The organism is Blastochloris viridis (assembly GCF_001402875.1).
Classification (GTDB): domain Bacteria; phylum Pseudomonadota; class Alphaproteobacteria; order Rhizobiales; family Xanthobacteraceae; genus Blastochloris; species Blastochloris viridis.
The window spans coordinates 2,194,702-2,218,601 of sequence record NZ_CP012946.1; the positions used below are offsets into that span (position 1 = coordinate 2,194,702).

General features: G+C 66.9%; 17 protein-coding genes. 5 read left to right on the plus strand and 12 right to left on the minus strand.

Translation table 11 applies throughout. The annotated features are described in order from the left end of the window. Positions 1–31: 31 nt before the first annotated feature. The 9 genes from BVIR_RS09710 to BVIR_RS09750 all read right to left on the minus strand — a co-directional run bounded on the left by BVIR_RS09710 (position 32) and on the right by BVIR_RS09750 (position 10,146). Positions 32–388, minus strand: coding sequence for a hypothetical protein (locus BVIR_RS09710; RefSeq protein WP_055037486.1), 357 nt, complete (start codon positions 386–388; stop codon positions 32–34). A 216-nt stretch (positions 389–604) separates the two neighbouring features. Further along, positions 605–3,283 carry a pyruvate, phosphate dikinase gene (ppdK, locus tag BVIR_RS09715; protein WP_055037487.1) on the minus strand — a complete coding sequence of 893 codons (2,679 nt, stop codon included), beginning with the start codon at positions 3,281–3,283 and terminating at the stop codon, positions 605–607. A gap of 547 nt (positions 3,284–3,830) precedes the next feature. Further along, positions 3,831–5,942: a glycine--tRNA ligase subunit beta gene (gene glyS / locus BVIR_RS09720; RefSeq protein ID WP_055037488.1), complete on the minus strand. Its 2,112-nt coding sequence runs from the start codon at positions 5,940–5,942 to the stop codon at positions 3,831–3,833. Positions 5,943–5,945: 3 nt separating this feature from the next. Then, a complete protein-coding gene (locus BVIR_RS09725; protein ID WP_055037489.1) occupies positions 5,946–6,545 on the minus strand; it encodes a cysteine hydrolase family protein in 600 nt (199 codons plus the stop codon). A 103-nt stretch (positions 6,546–6,648) separates the two neighbouring features. Continuing rightward, a complete protein-coding gene (locus BVIR_RS09730) occupies positions 6,649–7,566 on the minus strand; it encodes a glycine--tRNA ligase subunit alpha (protein WP_055037490.1) in 918 nt (305 codons plus the stop codon). A 98-nt stretch (positions 7,567–7,664) separates the two neighbouring features. Then, on the minus strand, positions 7,665–7,895 hold the full coding sequence (locus BVIR_RS09735; RefSeq protein WP_055037491.1) for a Trm112 family protein: 231 nt from the start codon (positions 7,893–7,895) through the stop codon (positions 7,665–7,667). A 9-nt stretch (positions 7,896–7,904) separates the two neighbouring features. Then, the gene (locus BVIR_RS09740; RefSeq protein WP_055037492.1) at positions 7,905–8,573 is read right to left on the minus strand and encodes an LON peptidase substrate-binding domain-containing protein; all 669 of its coding nucleotides are present in this window, start codon (positions 8,571–8,573) and stop codon (positions 7,905–7,907) included. 12 nt (positions 8,574–8,585) lie between these two features. After that, a complete protein-coding gene (gene trxA / locus BVIR_RS09745; RefSeq protein ID WP_055037493.1) occupies positions 8,586–9,509 on the minus strand; it encodes a thioredoxin in 924 nt (307 codons plus the stop codon). Between the two features lie 127 nt (positions 9,510–9,636). Further along, positions 9,637–10,146 (minus strand): prolyl-tRNA synthetase associated domain-containing protein, encoded by a 510-nt coding sequence (locus BVIR_RS09750; protein WP_055037494.1) that lies wholly within the window; start codon positions 10,144–10,146, stop codon positions 9,637–9,639. 379 nt (positions 10,147–10,525) lie between these two features. Between BVIR_RS09750 and BVIR_RS09755 the strand changes: the two genes are divergently transcribed. The 5 genes from BVIR_RS09755 (at position 10,526) to soxR (ending at position 18,647) form a co-directional block, all read left to right on the plus strand. Then, complete coding sequence (locus tag BVIR_RS09755; RefSeq protein WP_145912004.1) at positions 10,526–10,942, plus strand: hypothetical protein; 417 nt, start codon at positions 10,526–10,528, stop codon at positions 10,940–10,942. Positions 10,943–11,040: 98 nt separating this feature from the next. Beyond that, positions 11,041–13,572, plus strand: a complete 2,532-nt coding sequence (gene secD, locus BVIR_RS09760; RefSeq protein ID WP_055037496.1) for a protein translocase subunit SecD — start codon at positions 11,041–11,043, stop codon at positions 13,570–13,572. Between the two features lie 355 nt (positions 13,573–13,927). Then, positions 13,928–15,019 carry an efflux RND transporter periplasmic adaptor subunit gene (locus BVIR_RS09765; protein WP_236823587.1) on the plus strand — a complete coding sequence of 364 codons (1,092 nt, stop codon included), beginning with the start codon at positions 13,928–13,930 and terminating at the stop codon, positions 15,017–15,019. A 10-nt stretch (positions 15,020–15,029) separates the two neighbouring features. Beyond that, positions 15,030–18,131, plus strand: a complete 3,102-nt coding sequence (locus BVIR_RS09770; protein ID WP_055037498.1) for an efflux RND transporter permease subunit — start codon at positions 15,030–15,032, stop codon at positions 18,129–18,131. 54 nt (positions 18,132–18,185) lie between these two features. Next, positions 18,186–18,647 carry a redox-sensitive transcriptional activator SoxR gene (gene soxR, locus BVIR_RS09775; RefSeq protein WP_055037499.1) on the plus strand — a complete coding sequence of 154 codons (462 nt, stop codon included), beginning with the start codon at positions 18,186–18,188 and terminating at the stop codon, positions 18,645–18,647. Between the two features lie 267 nt (positions 18,648–18,914). Here soxR and BVIR_RS09780 read toward each other — a convergent pair whose 3' ends face one another. The 3 genes from BVIR_RS09780 to BVIR_RS09795 all read right to left on the minus strand — a co-directional run bounded on the left by BVIR_RS09780 (position 18,915) and on the right by BVIR_RS09795 (position 23,817). Next, complete coding sequence (locus BVIR_RS09780; RefSeq protein WP_055036131.1) at positions 18,915–20,249, minus strand: IS1182 family transposase; 1,335 nt, start codon at positions 20,247–20,249, stop codon at positions 18,915–18,917. A 652-nt stretch (positions 20,250–20,901) separates the two neighbouring features. Then, complete coding sequence (locus BVIR_RS09790) at positions 20,902–22,284, minus strand: nitrogenase component 1 (RefSeq protein WP_055037501.1); 1,383 nt, start codon at positions 22,282–22,284, stop codon at positions 20,902–20,904. A 6-nt stretch (positions 22,285–22,290) separates the two neighbouring features. After that, a complete protein-coding gene (locus tag BVIR_RS09795) occupies positions 22,291–23,817 on the minus strand; it encodes a nitrogenase component 1 (protein WP_055037502.1) in 1,527 nt (508 codons plus the stop codon). Between the last annotated feature and the right edge of the window lie 83 nt (positions 23,818–23,900).

A 23,900-nucleotide genomic window follows, 5' to 3' on the forward strand; every position in this document is an offset into this window, starting at 1 on the left:
TCGTCATCGGCACCGGCATCGTTCTGGGGGGCTATGGCGTCGGCATGGCGGCGAGATTGAGCGTGACCCATTGCGCGCCGAGAAAGGCTACCACACCGAGGAGGCAACCGATCGCGATCATCTTGCCACTGATCACCTCGGTCAGCGGCCGGCGCACGGCGAGCCGCAGCGCCACCAGCGCCAGGCAGCCAAAGCCAAACAGCTCGTAGAGCCGGTCAGGGTCGAAGCCTTCGGTCGCCGCGCCGGCATTGAGGCCAAACACGACACCGACGATCGCCAGGCCCCCGAACCACCACGTCAGAAGCCGTGGCGAGGGCGGCGGCCGCGGCGGTTCGGGGGCCCGGAACTTCGGCGGCGGATAGACCGGTTTGGTGGGAAGCCAGCGCATCGTTGGAATGGGGTGATCTGCGTTGTCGATGACGGAGGCGACGCCACCCTCTCCTCTTGCGGGAAAGGGTGGCGAGCGATCGCGAGGCGGATGGGGTGAATATTTAGGCGTTCGCCCGCATTCCCCCCTCACCCGGCTCGACCTCGCTTCGCTCAGCCTCTCCACCCTCTCCCGCAAGGGGAGAGGGTGGAGAGGCGTCGTGCGCGACGACTGTCCTCACGCCGTGCCGGAGCCGCCGGCGCCGATGGCGGCCTGCGCCGCCGCCAGCCGCGCGATCGGCACGCGGAACGGCGAGCACGACACGTAGTCGAGCCCCGTCTTGGCGCAGAACGTCACCGAGGCCGGGTCGCCGCCGTGCTCGCCGCAGATGCCGAGCTTGATGTCGGGGCGGGTCTTTCGGCCACGCTCGGCGGCGATCTCGATCAGCTCGCCGACGCCGTCCTGGTCGATCGACACGAACGGGTCGCACGGGAAGATGTTCTTGGCGGTGTAGCTGTCGAGGAACAGCGCGGCGTCGTCGCGCGAAATGCCGAAGGTGGTCTGGGTGAGATCGTTGGTGCCGAACGAGAAGAACTCGGCGCTGGCGGCGATGTCGCCGGCGCGCAGCGCCGCCCGCGGCAGTTCGATCATGGTGCCGATGTGATAGTCGAGCTTGGTGCCCGACTCCTGCTCGACCAGCTTGGCCATCTCGACGATGTGGCTCTTGACGAGGTCGAGTTCGGCCTTGGTCGACACCAGCGGCACCATCACCTCCGGCACCACCGGCTGGCCGGTCTTCCTGGCGGCGATCACCGCCGCCTCGAAGATGGCCCTGGCCTGCATCTCGGCGATCTCGGGATAGACCACCGCGAGGCGGCAGCCGCGGAAGCCCAGCATCGGGTTGAACTCTTTCAGCTGGGCGGCGCGCTGCTCGAGCTTCTTGGGGTCGGCGCCGATCTGCTTGGCGACGGCGGCGATCTCCTCGTCGCCGTGCGGCAGGAACTCGTGCAGCGGCGGGTCAAGCAGGCGGATGGTGACCGGCAGCCCCTTCATGATCTCGAACAGCTCGACGAAGTCGTCGCGCTGCATCGGCAGCAGTTTCGCCAATGCGGCTTTGCGGCCGGCCTCGTCGTCGGCGAGGATCATCTCGCGCACCGCGACGATGCGATCCTCATTGAAGAACATGTGCTCGGTGCGGCACAGCCCGATGCCTTCGGCGCCGAAGGTGCGGGCGGTGCGGGCGTCGGCCGGGGTCTCGGCGTTGGTGCGCACCTTCAGCCGGCGGCGGGCGTCGGCCCACTCCATCAGGGTGGTGAACTCGCCCGACAACTCCGGCTCGATCATCGGCGCCAGGCCGAGCAGCACCTGGCCGGTGCCGCCGTCGATGGTGACATGGTCGCCCTTGTTCAGCACCTTGCCGCCGGCGGTGAGGGTGCCCGCGGCGTAATCGACCCGGATGGCGCCGGCGCCGGAGACGCACGGCTTGCCCATGCCGCGCGCCACCACGGCGGCGTGCGAGGTCATGCCGCCGCGGGTGGTGAGGATGCCTTCGGCGGCGTGCATGCCGTGGATGTCCTCGGGCGAGGTCTCAACGCGGACCAAGATGACCTTCCTGCCCTCGGCCTTGAGCGCGGCGGCCTCATCGGAGGTGAACACGATCTCGCCGGCGGCGGCGCCGGGCGATGCCGGCAGGCCGGTGCCGAGCACGGTGCGCGGCGCCTTGGGGTCGATGGTGGGGTGCAGCAACTGGTCGAGCGAGGACGGATCGACCCGCAGCACCGCCTCGTCCTTGGTGATATCGCCGGCCTGCGCCATCTCGACCGCGACGCGCAGCGCGGCGCGCGCGGTGCGCTTGCCGTTGCGGGTCTGCAGCATCCACAGCCGGCCGCGCTCGACCGTGAACTCCATGTCCTGCATGTCGCGGTAGTGGCGCTCCAGGGTCTCGGCGACCGTCTTGAAGCGCAGGAACACCTCCGGCAGCGCGGTTTCCATCGACGGCTTGTCGGAGCCGGCAGCGATGCGCGCCTCCTCGGTGATCTCCTGCGGAGTGCGGATGCCGGCGACGACGTCCTCGCCCTGGGCGTTGATCAGGAACTCGCCGTAAAGCTTGTTCTCGCCGGTGGAGGGATTGCGGGTGAAGGCGACGCCGGTGGCCGAGGTCTCGCCCATGTTGCCGAACACCATGGCCTGGACGTTGACGGCGGTGCCCCAGCTTTCCGGAATGCTGTGCAGGCGGCGGTAGGTGATGGCGCGCTGGTTCATCCAGCTGCCGAACACCGCGCCGATGGCGCCCCACAACTGGTCGAACGGATCCTGCGGGAACGGCGCCTTCAGCTCCTCGCCGATGCGGGTCTTGTAGCGAGCGACGATCTCCTCCCAGTCGGCGGCGTCGAGGTCGGTGTCCTGGACGTAGCCCTTGGAGTGCTTGTAGTGGTCGAGGATTTCCTCGAACACATCGTGATCGATGCCGAGCACGACGTTGGAATACATGGTGATGAAGCGGCGGTAGCTGTCGAAGGCAAACCGGCGGTCGCCCGACGACTTCGCCAAAGCCTCGACGGTGACGTCGTTGAGGCCGAGATTGAGCACGGTGTCCATCATGCCCGGCATCGAGGCGCGGGCGCCGGAGCGTACCGACACCAGCAGCGGGTTCTCGATGGACGAAAAGCTGCGGCCGGTGATCTGGCCAACGCGGAGCAGCGCAGCCTCGACCTGATCCTTCAGCTCGGGCGGGTATTGGCGGCCATTCTTATAGTAATAAGTGCAGACTTCGGTGGTGATGGTGAAGCCGGGCGGCACCGGCAGGCCGAGATTGGCCATCTCGGCGAGGTTCGCGCCCTTGCCGCCGAGCAGGTTCTTCATGTCAGACCTGCCTTCGGCCACACCGTCGCCGAAGCTGTACACCCATTTGGCCATATCGACTTCCCCTCGCGTTCGCCCGCGTTCAGTGTGAAGACCCCGTCGGCGTCGTCCCTCCGACCGGCCGCTGCGGCCGCGGAGGTCGGGCCGAAAGCTAGAGCATTTTCCGCAAAAGGCCGTTCCGGTTTTGCGAAAGAAAATGCGACATACCAAAAACTTAGAACGTCCGATCCGATTCAGGTCGCCCAGGCCGGCGCTGCGCGGTCTTTGTGCAACATCGCCAAAGAACGGGCAAGCTATCCCCTCGTCGGGTTGAGCTGACGCTCCCCGCCCGCGCCGCGGCATTGGGCCACGCGCAATCGTAAACTGTAACAGATGAAACTGTCGAGGTTGCGCAAGGCGCGGCACGCCGCCCCACCCGGCCGGCGATGCCGCCACCAGCGCCGGCGGTCGCGGAGAACCGGTACGGCGCTCGCTCGATCGTTGGGTTACTCACCGTAACGGCAGGCCGCGCTTGCGCGGGATGACCGGCAGACATCACCGGCGACCGCGCCAGGGTCGCAGCGTTGCGGCCGCGGGATTCGCGGTGACAGCCGCTGCGCGGTCAGCCCTCGATGCGGCTGAAGTCGGCGACGGTGCGGGTGGCGGCGCGGATTTCGTTCAAGAGCTTCAGGCGGTTCTCGCGCACCGCGGGATCGTCCGCGTTAACGGTTACCTTGGCGAAGAAAGTGTCGACCGCGCCACGCAGCCTGGCCAGCGCCGCCATGGCGCCGGCGAAATCCTCGCGCGCCACCGCCTCGGCGGCGTCGGCCTTGGCGGTATCGATGGCGCTGGCGAGCGCCCGCTCCTCGTCCTGGGCGAACAGCGCGGCGTCCGGCGCGCCGCCATAGGCGCGGCCGTCCTTCTTCTCCTCGATGCGCAGGATGTTGGCGGCGCGCTTGGTGCCGGCCAAGAGGTTCCTGCCGTCGTCGGTGTCGAGGAAGGCCGCCAGCGCATTGATGCGCGCCACGATCAGCACGAGGTCGCGGACATTTTCCATTCCCGGCATATGTTGATCGGCTTGGATTCCCTGCCGGAACACTGCATCGACAAGGTCGTGTCGGGAACCCTGCTCCCTCAACTGTACCTTTAAGCGATCCCCAACAAACTCAAGAAGACCAAATACAGTAGATGCCCAGTCATGACCCGAGAATAAATCAGAGTGTCGAATTAATATATTCGTCAGATCTAGCCGTTTTGAGTTCTCCAGCACCAGCCTGATCACCCCCAGCGCCGCGCGGCGCAGCGCATAGGGGTCCTTGCTCCCGGTCGGCTTCTCGTCGATCGCCCAGAACCCCACCAGGGTGTCGAGCTTGTCGGCCAGCGCCACCGCGATCGATACCGGGTCGGTCGGCACGCAGTCGGACGGGCCGACCGGCTTGTAATGCTCCTCGCAGGCGGCGGCGACGGAGGCGTCCTCGCCCTGGGCCAGCGCGTAGTACCTGCCCATCAGGCCCTGCAGCTCGGGGAATTCGCCGACCACCTCGGTGACGAGGTCGAGCTTGCACAGCCGTGCGGCGCGGCGCGCCTTCTCGACGTCGGCGCCGACCAGCGGCGCGATCTCCGCCGCCAGCCGCTCAATGCGCGCGATGCGCTCGCCTTGCGTGCCCAGCTTGGCGTGGAACACGATCTCATTCAGCTTCGGCAGCCGGTCCTCAAGCGTCTTTCCAAGGTCGCTCTCGTAGAAGAACTTGGCGTCCGACAGCCGCGCCCGGATCACCCGCTCATTGCCGGCAATGATGGCGGCGCCACCGTCCGAGGCGAGGAGGTTCGACACCAGGATGAAGCGGTTGGCGAGCCCGCCCTCCCCGTTCTTGAGCACGAAGCACTTCTGGTTGGCGCGGATGGTGGCGCGGATCACCTCGGGGGGAATCGACAGGAACGCCGCGTCGAACGACCCCATCAGCGCCACCGGCCATTCGACCAAGCCGGACACCTCGTCGAGCAGCCCGGCATCCTCGATCAGCTCGAAGCCCTGCGCGAACGCCAGATTGCGGGCGTCCTGCAGGATCATCGCCTTGCGCCGCTCGGGGTCGGCCACCACCTTGGCGGCCTCCAGCTTGGTCAGATAATCGTCCCAGCGCCTGACGGTGATCGGGCCGGGTGCGAGGAAACGGTGGCCGTGGGTGACGTTGCCGGCCTCGATGCCGTCGACCGCGAACGGCACCACCTCCGGCTCCTCGGTCTCCGGGCCGAAGGTGGCGACGATGGAATGCAGCGGCCGCACCCAGCGGAGCGAGCCCGAGCCCCAGCGCATCGACTTCGGCCACGGGAACGACCGCACGATGGCCGGCAGCACCTCGGCCAGCAGTTCGAGGGTGGGCCGGCCGGGCTTCTCGATCACCGCGACGTAGAACTCGCCCTTCTTCGGGTCGTTCACCATCCTGGCCTGGCTGATGTCGGCCAGGCCGGCGGACTTCAGGAAGCCCTGGATGGCGCCGTCGGGGGCGCCGACGCGCGGGCCCTTCTTCTCCTCGACGACGTCGGGCTGGCGGGCCGGCAGGCCGTGAACGGTGAGGGCAAGGCGCCGGGGCGTCGCGATCGCCTTGGCGCCCTCGTAGGTCAGGCCGCGTTCGACCAGCGCGTTGGTGACCAGCGACTTGAGGTCCTCGGCCGCCCGCGGCTGCATGCGGGCGGGGATTTCCTCGGAAAACAGTTCGAACAGAAGATCGGGCATGACTCAGCGTTTGAGGTCGGCGGCGCGGCAGATGATGGCGAAGCGGTCGGCCAGCTCGGCCAGTGCGACGCGGTGAAGCTCGGCGGCCGGGATCGGCGCGCCGCCGGTGGGATCGGGCAGATCGCGGGTGGCGCAGGCGTCGGCGACCACGGTCACGGCAAGGCCGTGGTCGAGCGCGGCGCGCGCGGTGGTGGAGACGCACATGTGGGTCATGAAGCCGGCCAGAACGAGCTGGCGGCTGCCGGTTTCGGCGATGGCCTCGGCCAGCTCGGTGTCGGCGAAGGCGTTGGGCTGCGGCTTCTCGATCACCCGCTCGCCGGTGATCGGCGCCGCCGCGCCGGCGAATTTGAACCCGGCCCCGGCGGGATCGAACGCGCCGCCGGCGCCGCCGCGGTGCTGGATGTGGATGACCGGCGCACCGGCCGCCCGCGCCCGCGCGAGAACGTCGGCGATGTGGTCCAGCGCCTCGTTGACGCCGGCCAGCGGCAACTTGCCATCGACATACTCGCGCTGGGCGTCGATCAGCACCACCACGGCGTCGGTCAGCCGCGGCGGCGTCGCGGGCGCGCCAGCCATCTCGCGCAGGGTGCGGGGAGCGGTCATTCGCCTTCGGCTCCGCGTTGGTAGAGGTTGGTTAGGCCGTCGGCCTGCGCCGGCATCGGCGCGGCGGCAACCGGCTGCGCAGGCGCGGTGCGGCATGCCGGGGTCATGCCCGCCCTCCCGCGGTCTTCAGCCACGCCGCGCCGCAGGCTTTCGCCAGCTCGCGAACGCGCAGGATGTAGCTTTGGCGCTCGGTGACCGAGATCACGCCGCGGGCGTCGAGCAGGTTGAAGACGTGGCTGGCCTTGATGCACTGGTCGTAGGCCGGCAGCGCCATCTTGTGGTGCTCGCCATCCTCGCCGGCTTCGAGGTACTTGCGGCAGGCGCTTTCGGCAAACTCGAACTGCTTGAACAGCATGTCGGTGTCGGCGTGCTCGAAATTGTGCCGGGAGTATTCCTGCTCGGCCTGCAGGAACACATCGCCGTAGGTCACTTTCTCGGCGCCGTCGCGGCCGTTGAAATTAAGGTCGTAGACGTTCTCGACGCCCTGCACGTACATGGCGAGGCGCTCAAGGCCGTAGGTCAGCTCGCCCGCCACCGGCGCGCACTCGAACCCGGCGACCTGCTGGAAGTAGGTGAACTGGCTCACCTCCATGCCGTCGCACCAGCACTCCCAGCCCAGCCCCCAGGCGCCGAGGGTCGGGCTCTCCCAATCGTCCTCGACAAAGCGCACGTCGTGCAGCGCGGTGTCGATGCCGATGGCCTTGAGGCTCTGCAAATAGAGGTCCTGGATGTCCGGCGGCGAGGGCTTCAGGATCGCCTGGAACTGGTAATAGTGCTGCAGCCGGTTGGGGTTCTCGCCATAGCGGCCGTCCTTGGGCCGGCGCGAGGGCTGGACGTAGGCGGCATTCCACCGCCGCGGCCCCAGCGCGCGAAGCGTCGTCGCCGGATGGAAGGTGCCGGCGCCGACCTCCATGTCGTAAGGCTGCAGGATGACGCAGCCCTTGTCCGCCCAGAAGTTCTGGAGGGTCAGGATCAGCCCCTGGAACGAACGGTCGGGGCGCATGTGGGCCGGCATATCCATCGCGGGATCGACACTCTTGAAAAGGTGGGAAACGGCGCGGGACCGTATCGACCGCCTTCGAGAGGGTCAAGAAAGGCCGCGATGCACGCCGCCCGCGCTCAGCCCTCCAGCTTGCGCGCCTCCTCGGCGAGCATGATCGGGATGCCGTCGCGGATCGGATAGGCAAGACGGGCGGCGCGGCTGATCAGTTCCTGGCTGCCGGCGTCGTATTCCAGCGGACCCTTGGTCACCGGGCACACCAGAATCTCCAGGAGCTTGGGGTCGACGCCGCCAGCCCGGCGCTCGGAGGCGTCGGCGGCGGTATCAGGCGCTGCGGATTGCTCGGTCATGATCGCATCCTATTGAAGCGGCGTATCGCCGTCATCATCGTTGTCGGCAATGGCAAAACGGGTGGCGGCGACCAGCACCTCGGCGCGCCCCGGCAGGTCGGGCGCCTCCAGCATGGCCTGCTTTTCGGCGGCATCGAACGGCGACATCATGCACAGCGCGTTGACCAGAAGCTCGGTCGGCGCCTTGTCGATGTCTTGCCAATCGGCCTTGAGGTCGTTGGCGCTGAGGAAATCGGCCAGGGTTTCCAGCACGGCGTCGCGGTCGACCGCGTCGGCGCCCTGCCCAGCAACGAAGTCGCAGGGAAAGGGATACTCCACCCGGCACTGGCGGTAGGGGGTGACGACCGCAATCTCCTCAAGCAGGCGAAAGCGCGCCACCCCGGTGAGCGAGATCAGGTAGCGGCCATCGCCGGTCTCCGAGAGCTGGGTGATTCGTCCCACGCAGCCGACCGAATAGAGCGCCGGCCGGGTCGGCGAGCCGCTGCGCGAGGGATCGGGCTGAATCATGCCGACCAGCCGCCCCCCCTTCAACGCGTCGTCGATCAGCGCCAGGTAGCGCGGCTCGAAGATGTTGAGCGGCATGCTGCCGCGCGGCAGCAACAGCGCGTCTGCCAGCGGGAACACCGGAATCACGCTCGGGAGGTCGTTCGGGCCGCGGTAGGTGACGTTGCTGCCCATCGCAGCCACCCTTCATGCAAACAGGATGGAGGACAGCCGGCGGCGACCGTCGATGGTATGGGGATCGGCCGGCCCCCACGCCTCGAAGAACGTCACCAGTTGCTTGCGGGCACCGTCGTCGTTCCAGGCGCGGTCGTGCTTGACGATCTCGAGCAGGTGGGCGAGCACTTCGGCGCGGCGGTTGCGGGCGTTGAGCGCAACCGCAAGGTCGAACCGGGCCTGGTGATTGCTGGGGTCGGCGGCCACCGCCGCCTCCAGCTCGGCGAGATCGCCCAGCGCGGCGGCCTGCTCGGCGACCTCGATTGCCGCCCGCACCGCCGCCACCGGCGCCTCGCCGGCCTTCGCCGCCGGCACCAGCGCCAGCGTCTGCTTGGCCTGCTCCAGGTCGCCGAGTTCGAGGTGGCAGCGCGCCAGCCCGGCCAGGGCGTGGACGTTGTCCGGCTCCTCGCCGAGCACGGCGGCGAAGGCGTCGGCGGCCGTCACCGCGTCGCCGCCGATCAGGGCGGCGTCGGCGGCCTCCAGCAGCTCCTTGGTGCCGCCGTCGACCTTGCCGGCGGTGATGCGATCGATGAAGGCCACCACCTGGCCCTCCGGCAGCGCGCCCATGAAGCCGTCAACCGCACGGCCGTCGACGAAGGCGATCACCGCCGGGATCGACTGGATGCCGAGCTGGCTGGCCACCGCCGGGTGCTCGTCGATGTTCATCTTGGCCAGCTTGACCTTGCCGCGGCCGGCGCGAACCACCTTCTCCAATACCGGCGTCAGCTGCTTGCAGGGGCCGCACCATGCCGCCCAGAAGTCGACCAGCACCGGCTGGGTCTTCGACTCCTCGATGACGTCCTTGACGAAGCTCTGGGTGGTGACGTCGCTGACCAGACCGTCGGCCGCGCCGGAGGCCGCCGGCCCGGCCTTTTTCGGTCCACCGAATGTAAACATCTGTGCCCTCGTCTTCCCGTGCAGTGTAGCGCAGTTTGTCCCGATCCAGATGGGACAGGATGCGACAGATTGCAACGCGCGAGCGGCGGCAAACCCCGCCCGGCGGCGGGAATCCGCGTCCGACGGCTCAGCCGTCCTCGCCGCGATCGAGCTTCAAGACCAGCGGCGGGTGGCCGACCGCCTCCAGGAAGCGGACGAGGTCGTCGCGCCTCAAGGTGGTGGTCATGGTGTTGACCAGCGGGTGAAGCGATATCTCCTCGGCCGCCATCAGCCCGGCTTCCAGCACCACCGTCACCCGCCCGGCCTCGTCGTTGGCGGCGGCCAGCGTCGTCACCGAGCCCGGCGTGACGCCCAGCACCTCCCAAAGCAGCTCGGCCGCGCCGAACGACAGCCGGCCGGAGGCGCCGAGGTCGTGGTGGAGGTGCTTCAAGTCGAGCACCGCCCCCTGCCCGGCGGTGACGAGGAACAGCCGGCCCCGCTTGTCCTTCAGGAACAAATTCTTGGTATGGGCGCCGGGAATGCCGGCGCAGACATCCTGCGACTCGGCGACCGTGAACACGGCGCGGTGGCGGACGGTGGAGGACGGAATTCCGAATCGGTCGAGCAGCGCGAACAGATCGTCGGGTGCGAGCGGCATGGCTGGCTGATAGCGGCTGCGTCGCGACCGAGCAAGGCGGGATCGGCATACGGTTCAGGCGCCGCGCGCCTTGCAGCAGCACCGGCCGGATGCCGGCCGATCGGTCGGCGTCCGGCGCGCACGCGACGATCGTGCCGGGCGATGACCGGCAACGCCACGCCCGCGCGACTTCCGGCATCCCGCCCCGGACCGCCGCAAGCGCGGCGAAATGTCGGTGCCGGTCGATGTGACTTAAGCGGCGGCGCCACCACCGTCGCCGTGATGATGGAGCCAAGCGCCGGCGCTGGATTTTGACGACCGTGGCCGCTATCCTTGCCCACCCATTTTGGCGCCGGATCGAGCGAAGCCGGCAAATTTCAGCGTTGGCGAACACCACCGAATGACCTCACCGCGTAGCTGGCAACACAGGATCGGGCTCGACGCCGTTGCGCGTCTGGGTGCGGTGCTGTGCCTGGTCGCCGGCGCGCTGATCCTTCACGGCGCCGCCTTCCCCAGCATCGGCGGACCGCTGGCACGGATCGCGGTCGGCGGGCTCGCCGCCGGCGAGCCGCGCAGCCAACCGGCATTGCCCGAGCGCGACAGTGCGCGCGCTGCAACCGGCGAAGTCCGCCGCGCGCTGACGCGTGGCGACCTTGCTGACCTGTTCGGCGACATGCCGGCGGCGCTGGCGTTCGACAGCCGTCCGCTGCCTGCGTTCGGCCCCGCGCGCACCACGACGTTCCAGACGCTGTTCGCGATCGTGTCGGCGGCCAGCGCAACGGTGTTCGACGCACGGGCACCACCCGCGGCGGGCTGATCGCGCCGCTCGGCAGAACACTTTCCTTCAATTTCGCACGTGATGGCGCGGACGGTTGGTCTGCGCGCATCCTCGCGCGAGCTATTCGGATCCCTCCCATGCGAACGCCTCGCTGGGTGCTGGCAATCTATGCCCTCGTCATTTTCGTCGGCATCGTCGTCGCACTCCCCAACATGCTCACCCCCAATCAGCTCGGGGCGTTGCCGTCCTGGATGCCGCATCAGCAGGTCACGCTCGGCCTTGACCTACGCGGCGGATCGCACCTCGTGCTCGAGGTCGATTCCCGCGCGCTGGCGCAGGAGCGCCTGCAGAACCTGGTGCGCGATGCCCGCACCGAGTTGCGCCGCGCCGAGATCGGCGCCGCCTCGATCCGCCGTCAGCAGGACGCCGTGATCGTGACGCTGGCCGATTCCGCCCGGCGCGCCGACGCCATCGCCGCGCTGCGCGCCCTTGCCATGCCCCTCAGCGGACCGGGCTTCTCGGGCGGCCACGACCTCGCGGTGACGCCGGACGGCGACGACAGCGTGCGCATCGCGCTGACGGCCGAGGGCGTTCGCGACCGCGGCAATGCCGCCGTCGAGCAGAGCCTGGAGATCATCCACCAGCGCATCGATCAGGTCGGCGTCGCCGAGCCCACCATCCAGCGTGTCGGGGCCGACCGCATCCTGGTGCAGCTTCCCGGCGTGCAGGACCCCAGCCGGATCCGCCAATTGCTCGGCAGCACCGCCAAGCTGAGCTTTCACATGGTGGTCCCCTCGGACATCGCCGCAACGGGCAGCGGCCTGCTGACCCTGCCCGGGCGCACCGCCGGCGAGCGCTACACCATCGAGGAGCGGGCCGCGCTGGCCGGCGACCGGCTGGCCGACGCCCGCGCCAGCTTCGATTCCCACACTCAGGAGCCAATCGTCTCGTTCCGCCTCGACGCGGCCGGCGCCAAGGTGTTCGCCGACATCACCCGTGCCAATGTCGGACGGCCGTTTGCCATCGTGCTCGACGGCAAGGTGCTGAGCGCCCCGGTGATCCGCGAGCCGATACCGGGCGGCTCGGGCCAGATCAGCGGCCGGTTCTCGGTCGCCGAGGCCACCGACCTCGCCGCCCTGCTCCGCGCCGGCGCGCTGCCGGCGCCGCTCACCGTGGTGGAGGAGCGCACCGTCGGCGCCGACCTCGGCGGCGACGCCATCGCCAGCGGCCTGTCCTCCGGCCTGGTCGGCTTCGGGCTGGTGTTCGCCTTCATGGTGGCGCTCTACGGCCGCTGGGGCCTCATCGCCAACCTGGCGCTGGCGCTCAACGTGATCCTCACTTTCGCGGCACTGACGCTGCTCGGCGCCACCCTCACGCTACCCGGCATTGCCGGAATCGTGCTCGGCATCGGGCTCGCGGTCGACGCCAACGTGCTGGTCAACGAGCGTATCCGCGAGGAGACGCGCAAGGGCCTCGGCGCGATGGCGGCGCTCGACACCGGCTTCCGGCGCGCCTACGCCACCATCATCGACTCCAACGTCACCGCGCTGATCGCGACCTGCCTCCTGTTCGCGTTCGGCTCCGGCCCGGTGCGCGGCTTTGCCGTGACCATGGGGCTCGGCATCGCGATCTCGATGTTCACCGCGGTGTCGATCGTGCGGGTGGTGATGACCGCAATCGTGCGGCACTTCCGGCTGAAGACGCTGGCGATCGAGCCGCCGTTCGGCATCAAGCTGATCCCCGACGGCACCGCGATCCCGTTCATGCGGGCGCGGTTCGCCGGCATTGCGGTGTCGGCGGTGCTGTCGCTGGCCTCGATCGGGCTGTTCATCTATCCCGGCCTCAACTACGGCGTCGACTTCAAGGGCGGCATCCAGATGGAGCTCGCCACCGACGGCCCGGCGGACTTCGGCAAGCTGCGCGCCGAGCTCGACAACCTCGGCCTCGGCGAGATCACGCTCCAGCAGTTCGGCGGACCCTCGAACGTCCTGGTGCGCGCCGAGCGCCAGCCGGGCTCGGAGGAGGCCCAGACCGTCGCGGTGCAGACGATCCGTGCCAAGATCGCCGAGATCGCGCCCGGAGCCAAGATCGAGCGCACCGAGGTGGTCGGGCCGAAGGTGAGCGGCGAGTTCGCGACCGCCGGCATCCTGTCGGTGGTGTTCGCGAGCCTGGCGATGATGGCCTACATCTGGCTGCGGTTCGAGTGGCCGTTCGCAATTGGCGCCATCGCGACGCTGATGCTCGACGTCACCAAGACGGTCGGCTTCTTCGCGCTCACCGGGCTCGACTTCAACCTGACTGCCATCGCCGCGCTGTTGACGCTGATCGGCTACTCGGTCAACGACAAGGTGGTGGTCTACGACCGCATGCGCGAGAACATGCGGCTCTACAAGACGATGAGCCTGCGCGACATGATCGACAAGTCGATCAACGAGACGCTGGCACGCAGCCTCTACACCTCGATCACGGCCTTTCTGGCCATGCTGCCGATGGCGATCTTCGGTGGCTCGGCGGTCGAGAGCTTTGCCGTGCCGATGGTGTTCGGCATCGCGGTGGCGGCAAGCTCGTCGGTGTTCATCGCCGCCCCGATCCTGCTGTTCCTCAGCGACTGGCGAGGGCGCCAGCGCCCCGCGTGCATCTGCGGCCACCCCGGCTCGCGCTCCCGGTGAGGGGGCCTGACGCGCTGTTTGAGCATCTGATGCGATTTCCGGCCTTTCGGCTGAAAATCGCATCACGCCGGAAACATGGCAGCCTGCTGAAAGCCCGCCGTCTGCGCGACACTGGGCCTCCCCGCCGAAGATGCACGCGGGGCGCCGTCGTCTGCACGCCAGTCAGGCGAATGGTTGCGAATCGCCACTCCCAGCATTGACCGACGACAGACCTTGACCTCAACTATTATTGAGGTTGTAGCGATGGTGTCGGCCTGTTCGCCAAGCCCCTGACTCGTGGCCACGTCACGAGTCAGGGGCTTGGCGCGCGCGCAAAACCCGGTCTGGAGCCAAGATGGTCGACACCTGTCCTCGCTTGCCTGAACGTCTACGTCACCGTGCGCCGTTTGCGGTCGCGCTCCTGATCCTTCTCATCGTTTTCATCGGGATCTATCTCTGGCGAGACGCGCGGCTTTCGCCCTCCGCCGCCGGCCGGGCACGGCCGCCGGTCGAGGTCTCCGCCCAGACGGTCGAGCTGGAAGCGCTGCCGCAGTCGCTCGAAGCAACCGGGTCGCTGCAATCGGTGCATGCGGTGACGCTGGCGCCCGAGGTGGCCGGCCGGGTGGTGGCGATCCGTTTCGAGGCCGGATCGAGGGTCGACGCCGGAACGCCGCTGGTCGAACTCTACGACGCACCAGAGCGTGCCGAGCGCGCGGATGCCCTCTCCCGCGCGCAGTTTGCACGGCGGCAGGACGAGCGCTCGCGCCGGCTCGCCCCATCCGACACCATCTCGAAACAGCTGCTGGAGCAGCGCGAGGCGGAGCTGGAGCAGGCCGACGCCGCGGTCCAGCGCATCGACGCGCGCCTGTCGCAAAAGACCATCCGGGCACCCTTCGCCGGCCTGATCGGCATCCGGCGGGTCGATCTCGGCCAGTACGTCAATGCCGGCGATGCCTTGGCAACGCTCGCCGCGCTCGACCAGCTCTATGTCAATTTTACAGTGCCGCAGCAGGATTTGGCGAGGCTGCGGCTTGGCAGCGAGACCACGGTGCGTACCGACGCCTTTCCGGATTGGGCGTTCCCGGCTCGCATCAACGCCATCGAGCCAATGGTCGAGCAGGACACCCGCAACATTCGCGTTCAGGCGACGCTCGCCAATCCCGGCCAGATGTTGCGCCCCGGGCTCTATGTCACGGTGAGCGTTGCCCAGCCGATGCGGCCTTCCGCGATCCTGGTGCCGGCCACCGCCATCCAGACCGGCCCGTCGGGCGACAGCGTGTTTGTCGTGAGGAGCGACAGGGCCGAGCCGGTGCCGGTCGTCACCGGCCAGCGTCGTGGCGACCGCGTCGTGGTCGAGGCGGGGCTCAGCCCCGGCGACAGAGTCATCACCAGCGGCCAGCTCCGTGTGCAGCCGGGCGCGACCGTTCGGGTCGCCCCGCCCAAGATCGCATCAGGTTCTCCGGGCTGAGTGGATCGCCATGCATTTCACCGATCTGTTCATCCGCCGGCCGATCCTGTCCGTGGTCGTCAGCCTGCTCATCTTGCTGGCGGGCGCGAGCGCATTTGCCTCGTTGCCGGTGCGGCAATATCCCAATTTGCAGAGCGCGACGATCATCGTCGACACCAGCTTCCCGGGCGCCACCCAGGACGTGATGCAGGGCTTCGTTACCACGCCGATCGCCCAGGCGATCGCCACCGCGAGCGGCATCGAGTATCTGACCTCGACCTCGACCATGGGCCAGAGTCAGGTCAAGGCCAAGCTGGTGCTCAATGCCGACTCCGACCGCACCATGACGGAGGTGCTGTCCAAGGTTCAGCAGGTCAAGTACCGCCTGCCGCAGGGCGCCTTCGACCCGGTGGTGACCAAGATCACCGACGGCGCCTCCGCCGTGCAGTACGTCGCCTTCATCAGCGAAACCCTGACGATCCCGCAGATCACCGACTTCGTGACGCGCGTTGGCCAGCCGCTGGTCACCTCGGTCAAGGGCGTCGCCTCGGCCGATTTCGCCGGCGCACAGGCGCTTGCCATGCGGGTGTGGCTCGATCCGGTGAAGCTTGCCGCCCGCAATTTGACGGCCGGCGACGTCGCGGCGGCATTGCGTGCCAACAACGTGCAGGCGGCGCCGGGCCAGCTCGAAGGCGAGCGCACCGTCACCAACATCACCGCGGCGACCGACGCCACCACGGTTGAGGACTTTCGCAGCATGGTGGTCAAGACCGGCGCGGCCGGCCTGGTGCGGCTCTCCGATATCGCCGAGGTCGAAATCGGCAGCCAGAACCGCAAGACCCTCGGCTGGGCCAGCGCCCGGCGCGCCGTCTATCTGAAGATCGCGCCGACCCCCGACGGCAACCCGCTGGAGATCGTGGCGGCGGTCAAGGCGCTGATCCCGAGCATGCAGGCCGTCGCGCCACCGGAGCTCACGGTGGAGAACCAGTTCGACGTCGCCCATTTCGTCCACGCTTCGATCGAGGAGGTGCGGCACACGCTGATGGAGGCAGTGGTCATCGTGGTGGTGGTGATCTTCCTGTTCCTCGGCTCAGGACGCGCGGTCATCATCCCCGTTGTCACCATCCCGCTGTCGCTGGTGGGCACCGCGGCGGTGATGCTGGCGTTCGGCTTCTCGCTCAACCTCCTGACGCTGCTGGCGATGGTGCTGGCGATCGGGCTGGTGGTCGACGACGCCATCGTGGTGGTCGAGAACATCCATCGCCACATCGAGGAGGGCCGGTCGCCGATTGACGCCGCCGTCGTCGGCGCCCGTGAGATCGTCGGCCCGGTGATCGCGATGACCATCACGCTCGCCGCGGTCTATGCGCCGATCGGGCTGATGGGCGGCCTGACCGGCAGCCTGTTCCGTGAGTTCGCTTTTACGCTGGCGGGCGCGGTGGTGGTGTCGGGCGTGATCGCGCTGACGCTGTCGCCAATGATGAGCTCGCGGCTGCTCAGCAGAAAGGTCGCCGAAAGCCGCTTTGCCACGGTGGTCGAGCAGCGCTTCGGCGCGCTTGCTGCCGGTTATGGGCGATTGCTGGACCGCACCTTGTCGATGCGGCCGGTGGTGCTTCTGGTCGCCTGCGCGATGCTCGCGGCCATCGTCGTGCTGTTTCTCGGCACCAAGAGCGAGCTCGCCCCGCAGGAGGACCAGGGCTATGTGTTCACTGCGGTGCGGGCGCCGCAATACGCCAATCTCGACTACACAGCGGCAGCGGCGGCGCGGGTCCAAAGCATCTTCCGGTCCTTCCCGGACTATTCGGCCAACTTCTTCGTGGTCGGCACCGATGGGCTGAACAATGCGTTCGGCGGCATCATCCTCAAGGACTGGAGCGAGCGGCAGTATTCATCTGACGCCATCCAGGCCCAGCTCTACCGGGCGGCCGGCTCCGTGCACGATGCCTCGGTCACGCCGTTCCAACCGATGGCGCTGCCGGCCTCGACTGGCGGACTGCCGTTCCAGATCGTGCTGCGCTCGCCCGCCGGCTTCAACATCATCCACCAGGAGATGGAAGCGCTGAAGGCGGCGGCCCGCAACAGCGGGCTGTTTGTGTTCGTCGACAGCGACCTCGCCTTCGACAGCCCGACCGCACGGATTCGCATCGACACCGCCAAGGCCGGCGAGGTCGGCGTCACCATGCAGGCAATCGCCGACACGCTGGCGGTGCTGGTCGGCGAGAACTACGTCAACCGCTTCAACTATTATGGCCGCTCCTACGACGTGATCCCGCAGGTGCGCCAGAACGACCGGCTTACGCCGGAGACGCTCGGCCGGTTCTACGTCCGCGCCAAATCGGGTGCGATGCTGCCGCTCTCGACCCTCATCAAGGTCGACGTGGTGCCGCAGGCCAACCGGTTGCCGCAGTTCAACCAGATGAACGCCACGACCCTCTCGGCAGTGCTCAGGCCCGGCGTGACGATGGGCCAGGCGGTGACGTTCATGGCCGCGCTGCCGCGTGCCCCCGGCGTCACCATCGACTGGCTCGGCGACAGCCGGCAATACGTGCAGGAGGGCAATCGTTTAACCGTGCTGTTCGGCCTTGCCTTGGTCGTCATCTTCCTGGTGCTGGCCGCGCAGTACGAGAGCTTTCGTGACCCAGTGGTGATTCTAGTGACAGTGCCGCTGGCGGTGTGCGGCGCGCTGGTGCCACTCTATCTCGGCTTCACCACCCTCAACATCTACACCCAGATCGGGCTCGTCACCCTGATCGGGTTGATTTCGAAACATGGCATCCTGATGGTAGCGTTCGCCAACCAGATTCAACTGGGCGAAGGCCTTGACCGCCGCGCGGCGATCGTGACCTCGGCCAAGGTGCGCATGCGGCCGGTGCTGATGACCACCGCGGCAATGGTCGCCGGGCTGGTGCCGCTGCTGTTCGCGGGGGGAGCCGGCGCCGCCAGCCGCTTCGCCATCGGCATCGTGGTGGTGATGGGCATGCTGGTCGGCACGCTGTTCACGCTGTTCGTGCTGCCAACCTTTTACACCCTGATCGCGCGCGACCACCGCCAAGGCATGAGCGAGCAGGACCGCACGCTTGTCTCAGCCGACATGGTTACCTCACCGAGTGCATCCGCAAGCCCCCGCGGATAGCTCGGCCGGCGCCACGCCGCGGCGTTATTCCCCGACCAAAGGTGAGGTTCGGCCGTGAGCGACAATTCCCTCAAAACCGCCCTCACCGTCGGCGAGGTCGCGAAGCGGAGCGGCGTCGCGGTGTCCACGGTACATTTTTATGAGGCAAGGGGACTGATTGTGGGCTGGCGCACCGACGGCAACCAGCGACGCTATCACCGCTCGGTGCTCCGCCGCATCGCCATCATCCGCGTGGCGTTGCTCGCCGGTGTTCCGCTGGCAACCATCCGTGACGCGCTGGTGGATCTGCCCCACGATCGCGTCCCGACCAAGGACGACTGGGTGCGATTCGCCAAGGCGTGGAAGGAGATGCTGGAGCAGCGCATCGTCAGCCTCACCCAGCTGCGCGACCAGATCACCAGTTGCATCGGCTGCGGCTGCCTTTCGCTGGAGGAATGCCCGCTGCGCAATCCTGGCGACGAGCTGGGACGGAACGGACCCGGGCCGCGACGTCTCGGTGCAAGACGGTGGTCATAGTCGACCTTGCCACACACGAGTTGGATTCCTACCTCAACCTCCTACAACATCTCTCCCATGTCTTCCGCCGTCACCAACGAACAGCCGGCGGCTTCGCGATAACTTGCTCGCGACCGAAGTCTCGGAACCGCTCAGAACCTCAGCGATCGTGACCATTGCCGCTTTCACGTCGGTATCGTCGACCGCCGCACACAGGTCCCGGTCCCATTAGCTAGGAGCCTGTCCAGATAATCCGTTGGCACGGTGTCCGAGCGTGGCGTGTCTCGCTCACCCGGCTCTCGCGAGCTTGGTGATGTTGTGGGCGAGGCAGATCAACGCCCATTCCGCCTGAACCGCTGCCAGACCGCGCAGCAGGAACTGTCGGAACCCGCGCGCCTGCTTGATCTGGCCGAACACCGGCTCGACGATCTGCTTGCGCAGGCGATATCGGCTGCGGTGGCCGGCCCGCTTCAGCGTCAGGCGCATGCGCTGGGTGAGCGGCCCGCCCAGCTTCCGCGAAGCCTCGGCCGGCCGCTTGGCCCGACCGATGGCGACATAGGCACGAATGTCGCGGGCGGCGAGCGCGGCGAGGTTTGCCTCACTGCAGTAGCCCGCGTCCGCCGAGACCTCCTTCGGCCTGCGGCCGAGATGAGCCTCGATGCCCTCGACCAGCGGCACCAACTGCGGGCAGTCGCTCATGCTCTTGGTCAGCCCGTGGGCCACGATGATCTGCGCCGCGCCGTCGACCGCCGCCTGAGCATTGTAGCCCTGGACGTAGCCGTCCTTGGTCAGCAGCACCTGGCTGTCGGGATCGGTGAAGTTGCGCTGCGTCTTGGGGGCCGGCGCGTCCGAGCGGGGTTTCAGAGGCGGCCCCGGCCGCTTGCGTCCCTCGGCGCGGCGCGCCTCCTCCGCTTGGCGTTCGGCTTCGGCTTTGGCGGCCGCAGCCGCGGCGGCTTCCTGCTCGAGCGCGGCCTTGGCTTCCCGGATCTTGGCCAGGCGCTTGGTCTTGTCGGCCACCCAGTCGGGCATCTCCTCGCCGCGGCGTCTCGTGCCGTGCTGCGCGTCGTCCTGCGCGTCGGCGGCCTCCGCGCTCGTCAGCCAGCGGTCGACCTCCGCCTGCAACTCCGCCTCACGCTCCTGCATGCGCCCGTAGCTCATCGCCTTGTGCTTGGAGGCGTTGGCCTTGATCTTGGTGCCGTCGAGCGCGACGTGCCCGAGCTTCACCAGCCCAGCCGCCTCGGCCAGCTTCAGCACCTGGACAAACAGGTTGGCGAGCGCCGCCAGATGGCGTTTGCGGAAGTCGGCGATGGTGCGGAAATCGGGCGCATCGTGCGCGACGATCATCATGAAGTCGACCCGCTCGGTGCAGGCTTTGGCAATTCGCCGTGACGAGTACAGTCCGGTGCAGTAGGCGTGGAGCAGCAGAGCGACCATCATCCGAGGGTCGTACGGCGGCTGACCCAGCTCGCCTTTGTAGCTGGCAAAGATCTCATCCAGATCAAGGCCATCGCGCACCAAGGCGATCACGAACTGCGAGAGGTGATCTTTCGGCACATAGTCCGTGATCGCCGGCGGGAAAAGCTGCGTCTGGTCGATCTTCCACGGCCGAAAATGCCTGCTCATGCAGGCGATTGAATCAGATCCGTCGCCGAAAAGCCATGACTTCTCGGACAGGCTCCTAGTGGCGATGATTAGCGGACGCCCGCAACGCCGCGGCGCAGGCACGCCAGCGCTTGGGCCAGCGGCCTGGCCATTCCTGCCGCCCACCGCCGCGGGTCACCATGCCCAACCGTGAGGATCAAAAGCCCCGCAAGGGTGCGGGATAAGGGATGGATGGTGTCGAATGCGGCACAACTCAGCGCCGCCCCGACGGGCACAGCCGGCTCAATGAGCCGACTGGCGCCCGTTCCAAATAGGCAACACGTCGATAATCATCGGCAGGTAACTGCGTCATGTTAACGAGGGGCGCCAACCCACCGGCGCCTTGAAGGATCGCGTCAGCGCGCTTGCCGTGGCGCGGGCCGCCGGCGCCAGCGTCGTCACCCCCGCAAGCACCGGCAACGCCGCGACCGCCCTGCCCCGCCTGTGCGCGGCCGAGGGAATGACGGCGGTCATTTTTGGCTCCGCCGCGATACCGGAAGCCAAATCGGACGGCAACTCCTAGGCAGTCCTGCCCGCCGGTTTCGCTGCGCCGAAGTCGCAGATCTCTCAACGAAACTCACATGCTGCTGCGCAGCCGTTCCACCCATCACTTATGGGTCTCGACCGTGTGCATTCAGCCACTTCGGCTCACGATCGTGCTGTATATTCGTTCGATCAACGTCAACGCGCCGCGATAGCCGACATTGGAGCGCGAGATCACGACCTCGTGCGAAACCGGAAAGCCGACTTCGACAAGAAATCCATCGAGCTCTTTCGTGATCGTGCGCTCCCAGCTTGTTCCAAACAAGATCGGTGGCTTGTGGCCGAAATCGGTTTGGCGAAGCAGCGTATGAACATTGTAGCCGTCTTCGATGAAGTCGACTTCAGTTGAAACATCATGATCGATGGCGCGAAACGCATCTCGAATTGCGTCGCGGTGCTCCCCGGGCGTGTTGTCGGTTATGATCTGTCGAGCCGGGATGAAACCGAGTTGGCGCACCAGGAACTTGGTCAACGCGAGAACATAAGCCGCATCGCCGATGACGGCAGCCCGCGTCGGCATGGCCGAGCGTCTCTCGGAGTAGAACTCTGAAAATGACAGAAGATAATCGTAATATTCTTTTTCTTCGGCCTTGATGAATTTTTCAACGTCAGCGCCCGGCAGTCCGGCGAAGGCGCCCACTTCGCGGAGAAACTCGCCGGTTTGTTTGGCGCCGATCGGGATGACCGGAACGTGCAGGAATGGCTGGCCGTATTTGGCTTCGAGGTGACGAGCCGTGGAAAGCCCGAGCCACGGCGACAGAACGAGGTTGAACTGTGCCTGCGGGATGGTTCTCCACTCCGCAAGGCCGTGCGAGGAAGGCCCAAACAGCACATTCACCTTAAGCCCGATGCCCTCCAGCACACGTTTGATCTCGGCCAGATCGCCGCGCCAGAACGTGTTCTGGTAGGGAAGCAGCGACCACAGATTGACGAGCCCGCGCTGGGTGGCGTGGTCGGGCTCGCCGCCCAATTGATCAATGATCGCGCGTGTCACCACGTCGTGGCCGATGAAGTTGTTGCCGCGAAAGCCGCCGGTCTCGGCGTAGACGATCGGCACGTCGCGCTTTTGGAAGTCGCGAACGACCGAGCCAACATCGTCTCCGACCAGATCGGAGATGCACCCGGTGACGACGACGAACAAATCGGCGTCGAGAATATCAAGCGTCGCTTCGATCAGTTCGCGAAGCCGATCGCCACCTCCAAAGATCACCTCCCGTTGCGACGCATTGGTGCTCGGTGCCACGCCGGCGCCGCTCCGGCCGCCGCCCTGATAGCCGTTGGCGTAGACGAGGCTCCGATATTGCTTGCTGACGCAGCCAGGCCCGCAATGGGTGATGGGAATCACACCGGGAATCGCAGCGGCGGATTGCATAGCTCCGAGCGAGCACACATAGCGCGCCTGCTCGATCGGGCCAGCGAGATCCGACCGGCCCGGTTTCGTTTCTGCTCGCTTCTTCAGGGGGACGAGAACCATGGCCGGTCAGGCTCCAACTCGGCGCGCCAGCGCGAACGGGTCCTGCTCTGCGAGCCATGACGCCTTGTAGGGAAGCGTTGTGTGGGCGGCGAGATCCTCGTGGAATTTCCTTTGCGCAAGAACGGCCAGTATTTCCTCCCCGATATTGACAAGGCCCTGGTAGCCAACGGGAAAACTCGCATCCGCCTCAAGCGGAATCACTGGCAGACCAAGGCGGTTGATCACAGATCCAAGCGCGCTGTGGCGGAAGATTATGAAATCGGGGTTGACCCGTTTCAGCATGTTGAAAAACCGGTACGACTGTCCGTTGGAGATGCTGAGGTGTTCGATATCTCCGTAGCTATCGAGCATGAACCCCAGCGTATCGCGCTCGGTGTCCGGGCTGTCGTAGATCGGGTCGTGGTGATAGGCGACCGATCCCTCCACCGTTATTCCAAGTTCGCGGAGGATGCCGATGATGCCGTGGGCATAGCCCGGCCCCATCACGACAAAGCCCTTGAGACCACGGAGCTCGGTGCGCAATTTTTCGACACGCGGCCCGATTCGCTCGTGCTCGCGTTGAATATACTGCTCGACTTGCTCCTGCCTGTTCAGCGCCTGTCCGATCGCACGAAGCCAGCCATCGGTGCCGGCGAAGCCAAACGGCTGTGGCGCCTTTATCTGGGGCACGCCGAATTCCCGCTCCAGCGCAGCACCAAGGTAGGTCGCAAACGTATAGCAGAAGCTGGTCGATGCCGCCGCTTCCGACATCTGTTCGAGACCTTCGACAGTCGCCAGATTGACCACGAAATTTGCCCTGAGGCCCAACTGCCCCAGCATGTCGGTGTAGACGTCCGCGCCCGACAGCACGAACAGATTGATGAGATCATCCTGCTTCCGACGCGGGGCCTTGCGGACGATATGGCGGAGGATGCCATGCTGGATCGCGTCGAAGCCGGAACTCCAGTGATTTGACTTGAAGCCCTCGCAAAATACCGGAACGACCGGGATCCCGAGCTCTTCTTCGCACGCCTTGGTGACGCTCTCGACGTCATCGCCGATGATCCCCGTCGCGCATGATGTGGCGATGAAGATCGCCTTGGGATGGTGTCGTTCCCAGGCCTTGTGAATGGCGTCCCGCAGTTTTTCGACGCCGCCATAGACCATGTCGGAGTCACCGAGATTTGTGGAGATGCTGATCGCGTCGGCAACCGGCATGTCACGTGCGGCGAGGCCCTTTCGATATGATGCGCTCGTGCTGGCGTGCAGCGCGCTGCATCCAATCGGCGCGTGGTGGATCAGCACCGCATCGCGTATGTGACTGGCCTGGTTTTCGACGATCTGCTCACTACACCCCGTGCCTTGCGTGAAGGGGCTTTCCAGCTCGCAAATTCGCGGAACCTTTCCGCCGGAAATTCCGCACCGCGCGCCACAGCCGTCACGCGAGAATCCGGACTGGTCGGCGAGATCGCTCGCCTTGCCGTCCCAATTGATGATTGTGCCAAGACGCTGCTCGCGGCTCTCGACCGACGCCACTTTCAGATTGATCGCCACATGGTCCTCCTCTTAGGTTGCGCCGCCCGTTTGCCCTCGTAGCACCAAGTCAACTGTCCGCTCACCCGATCCGCCCAGCTCTT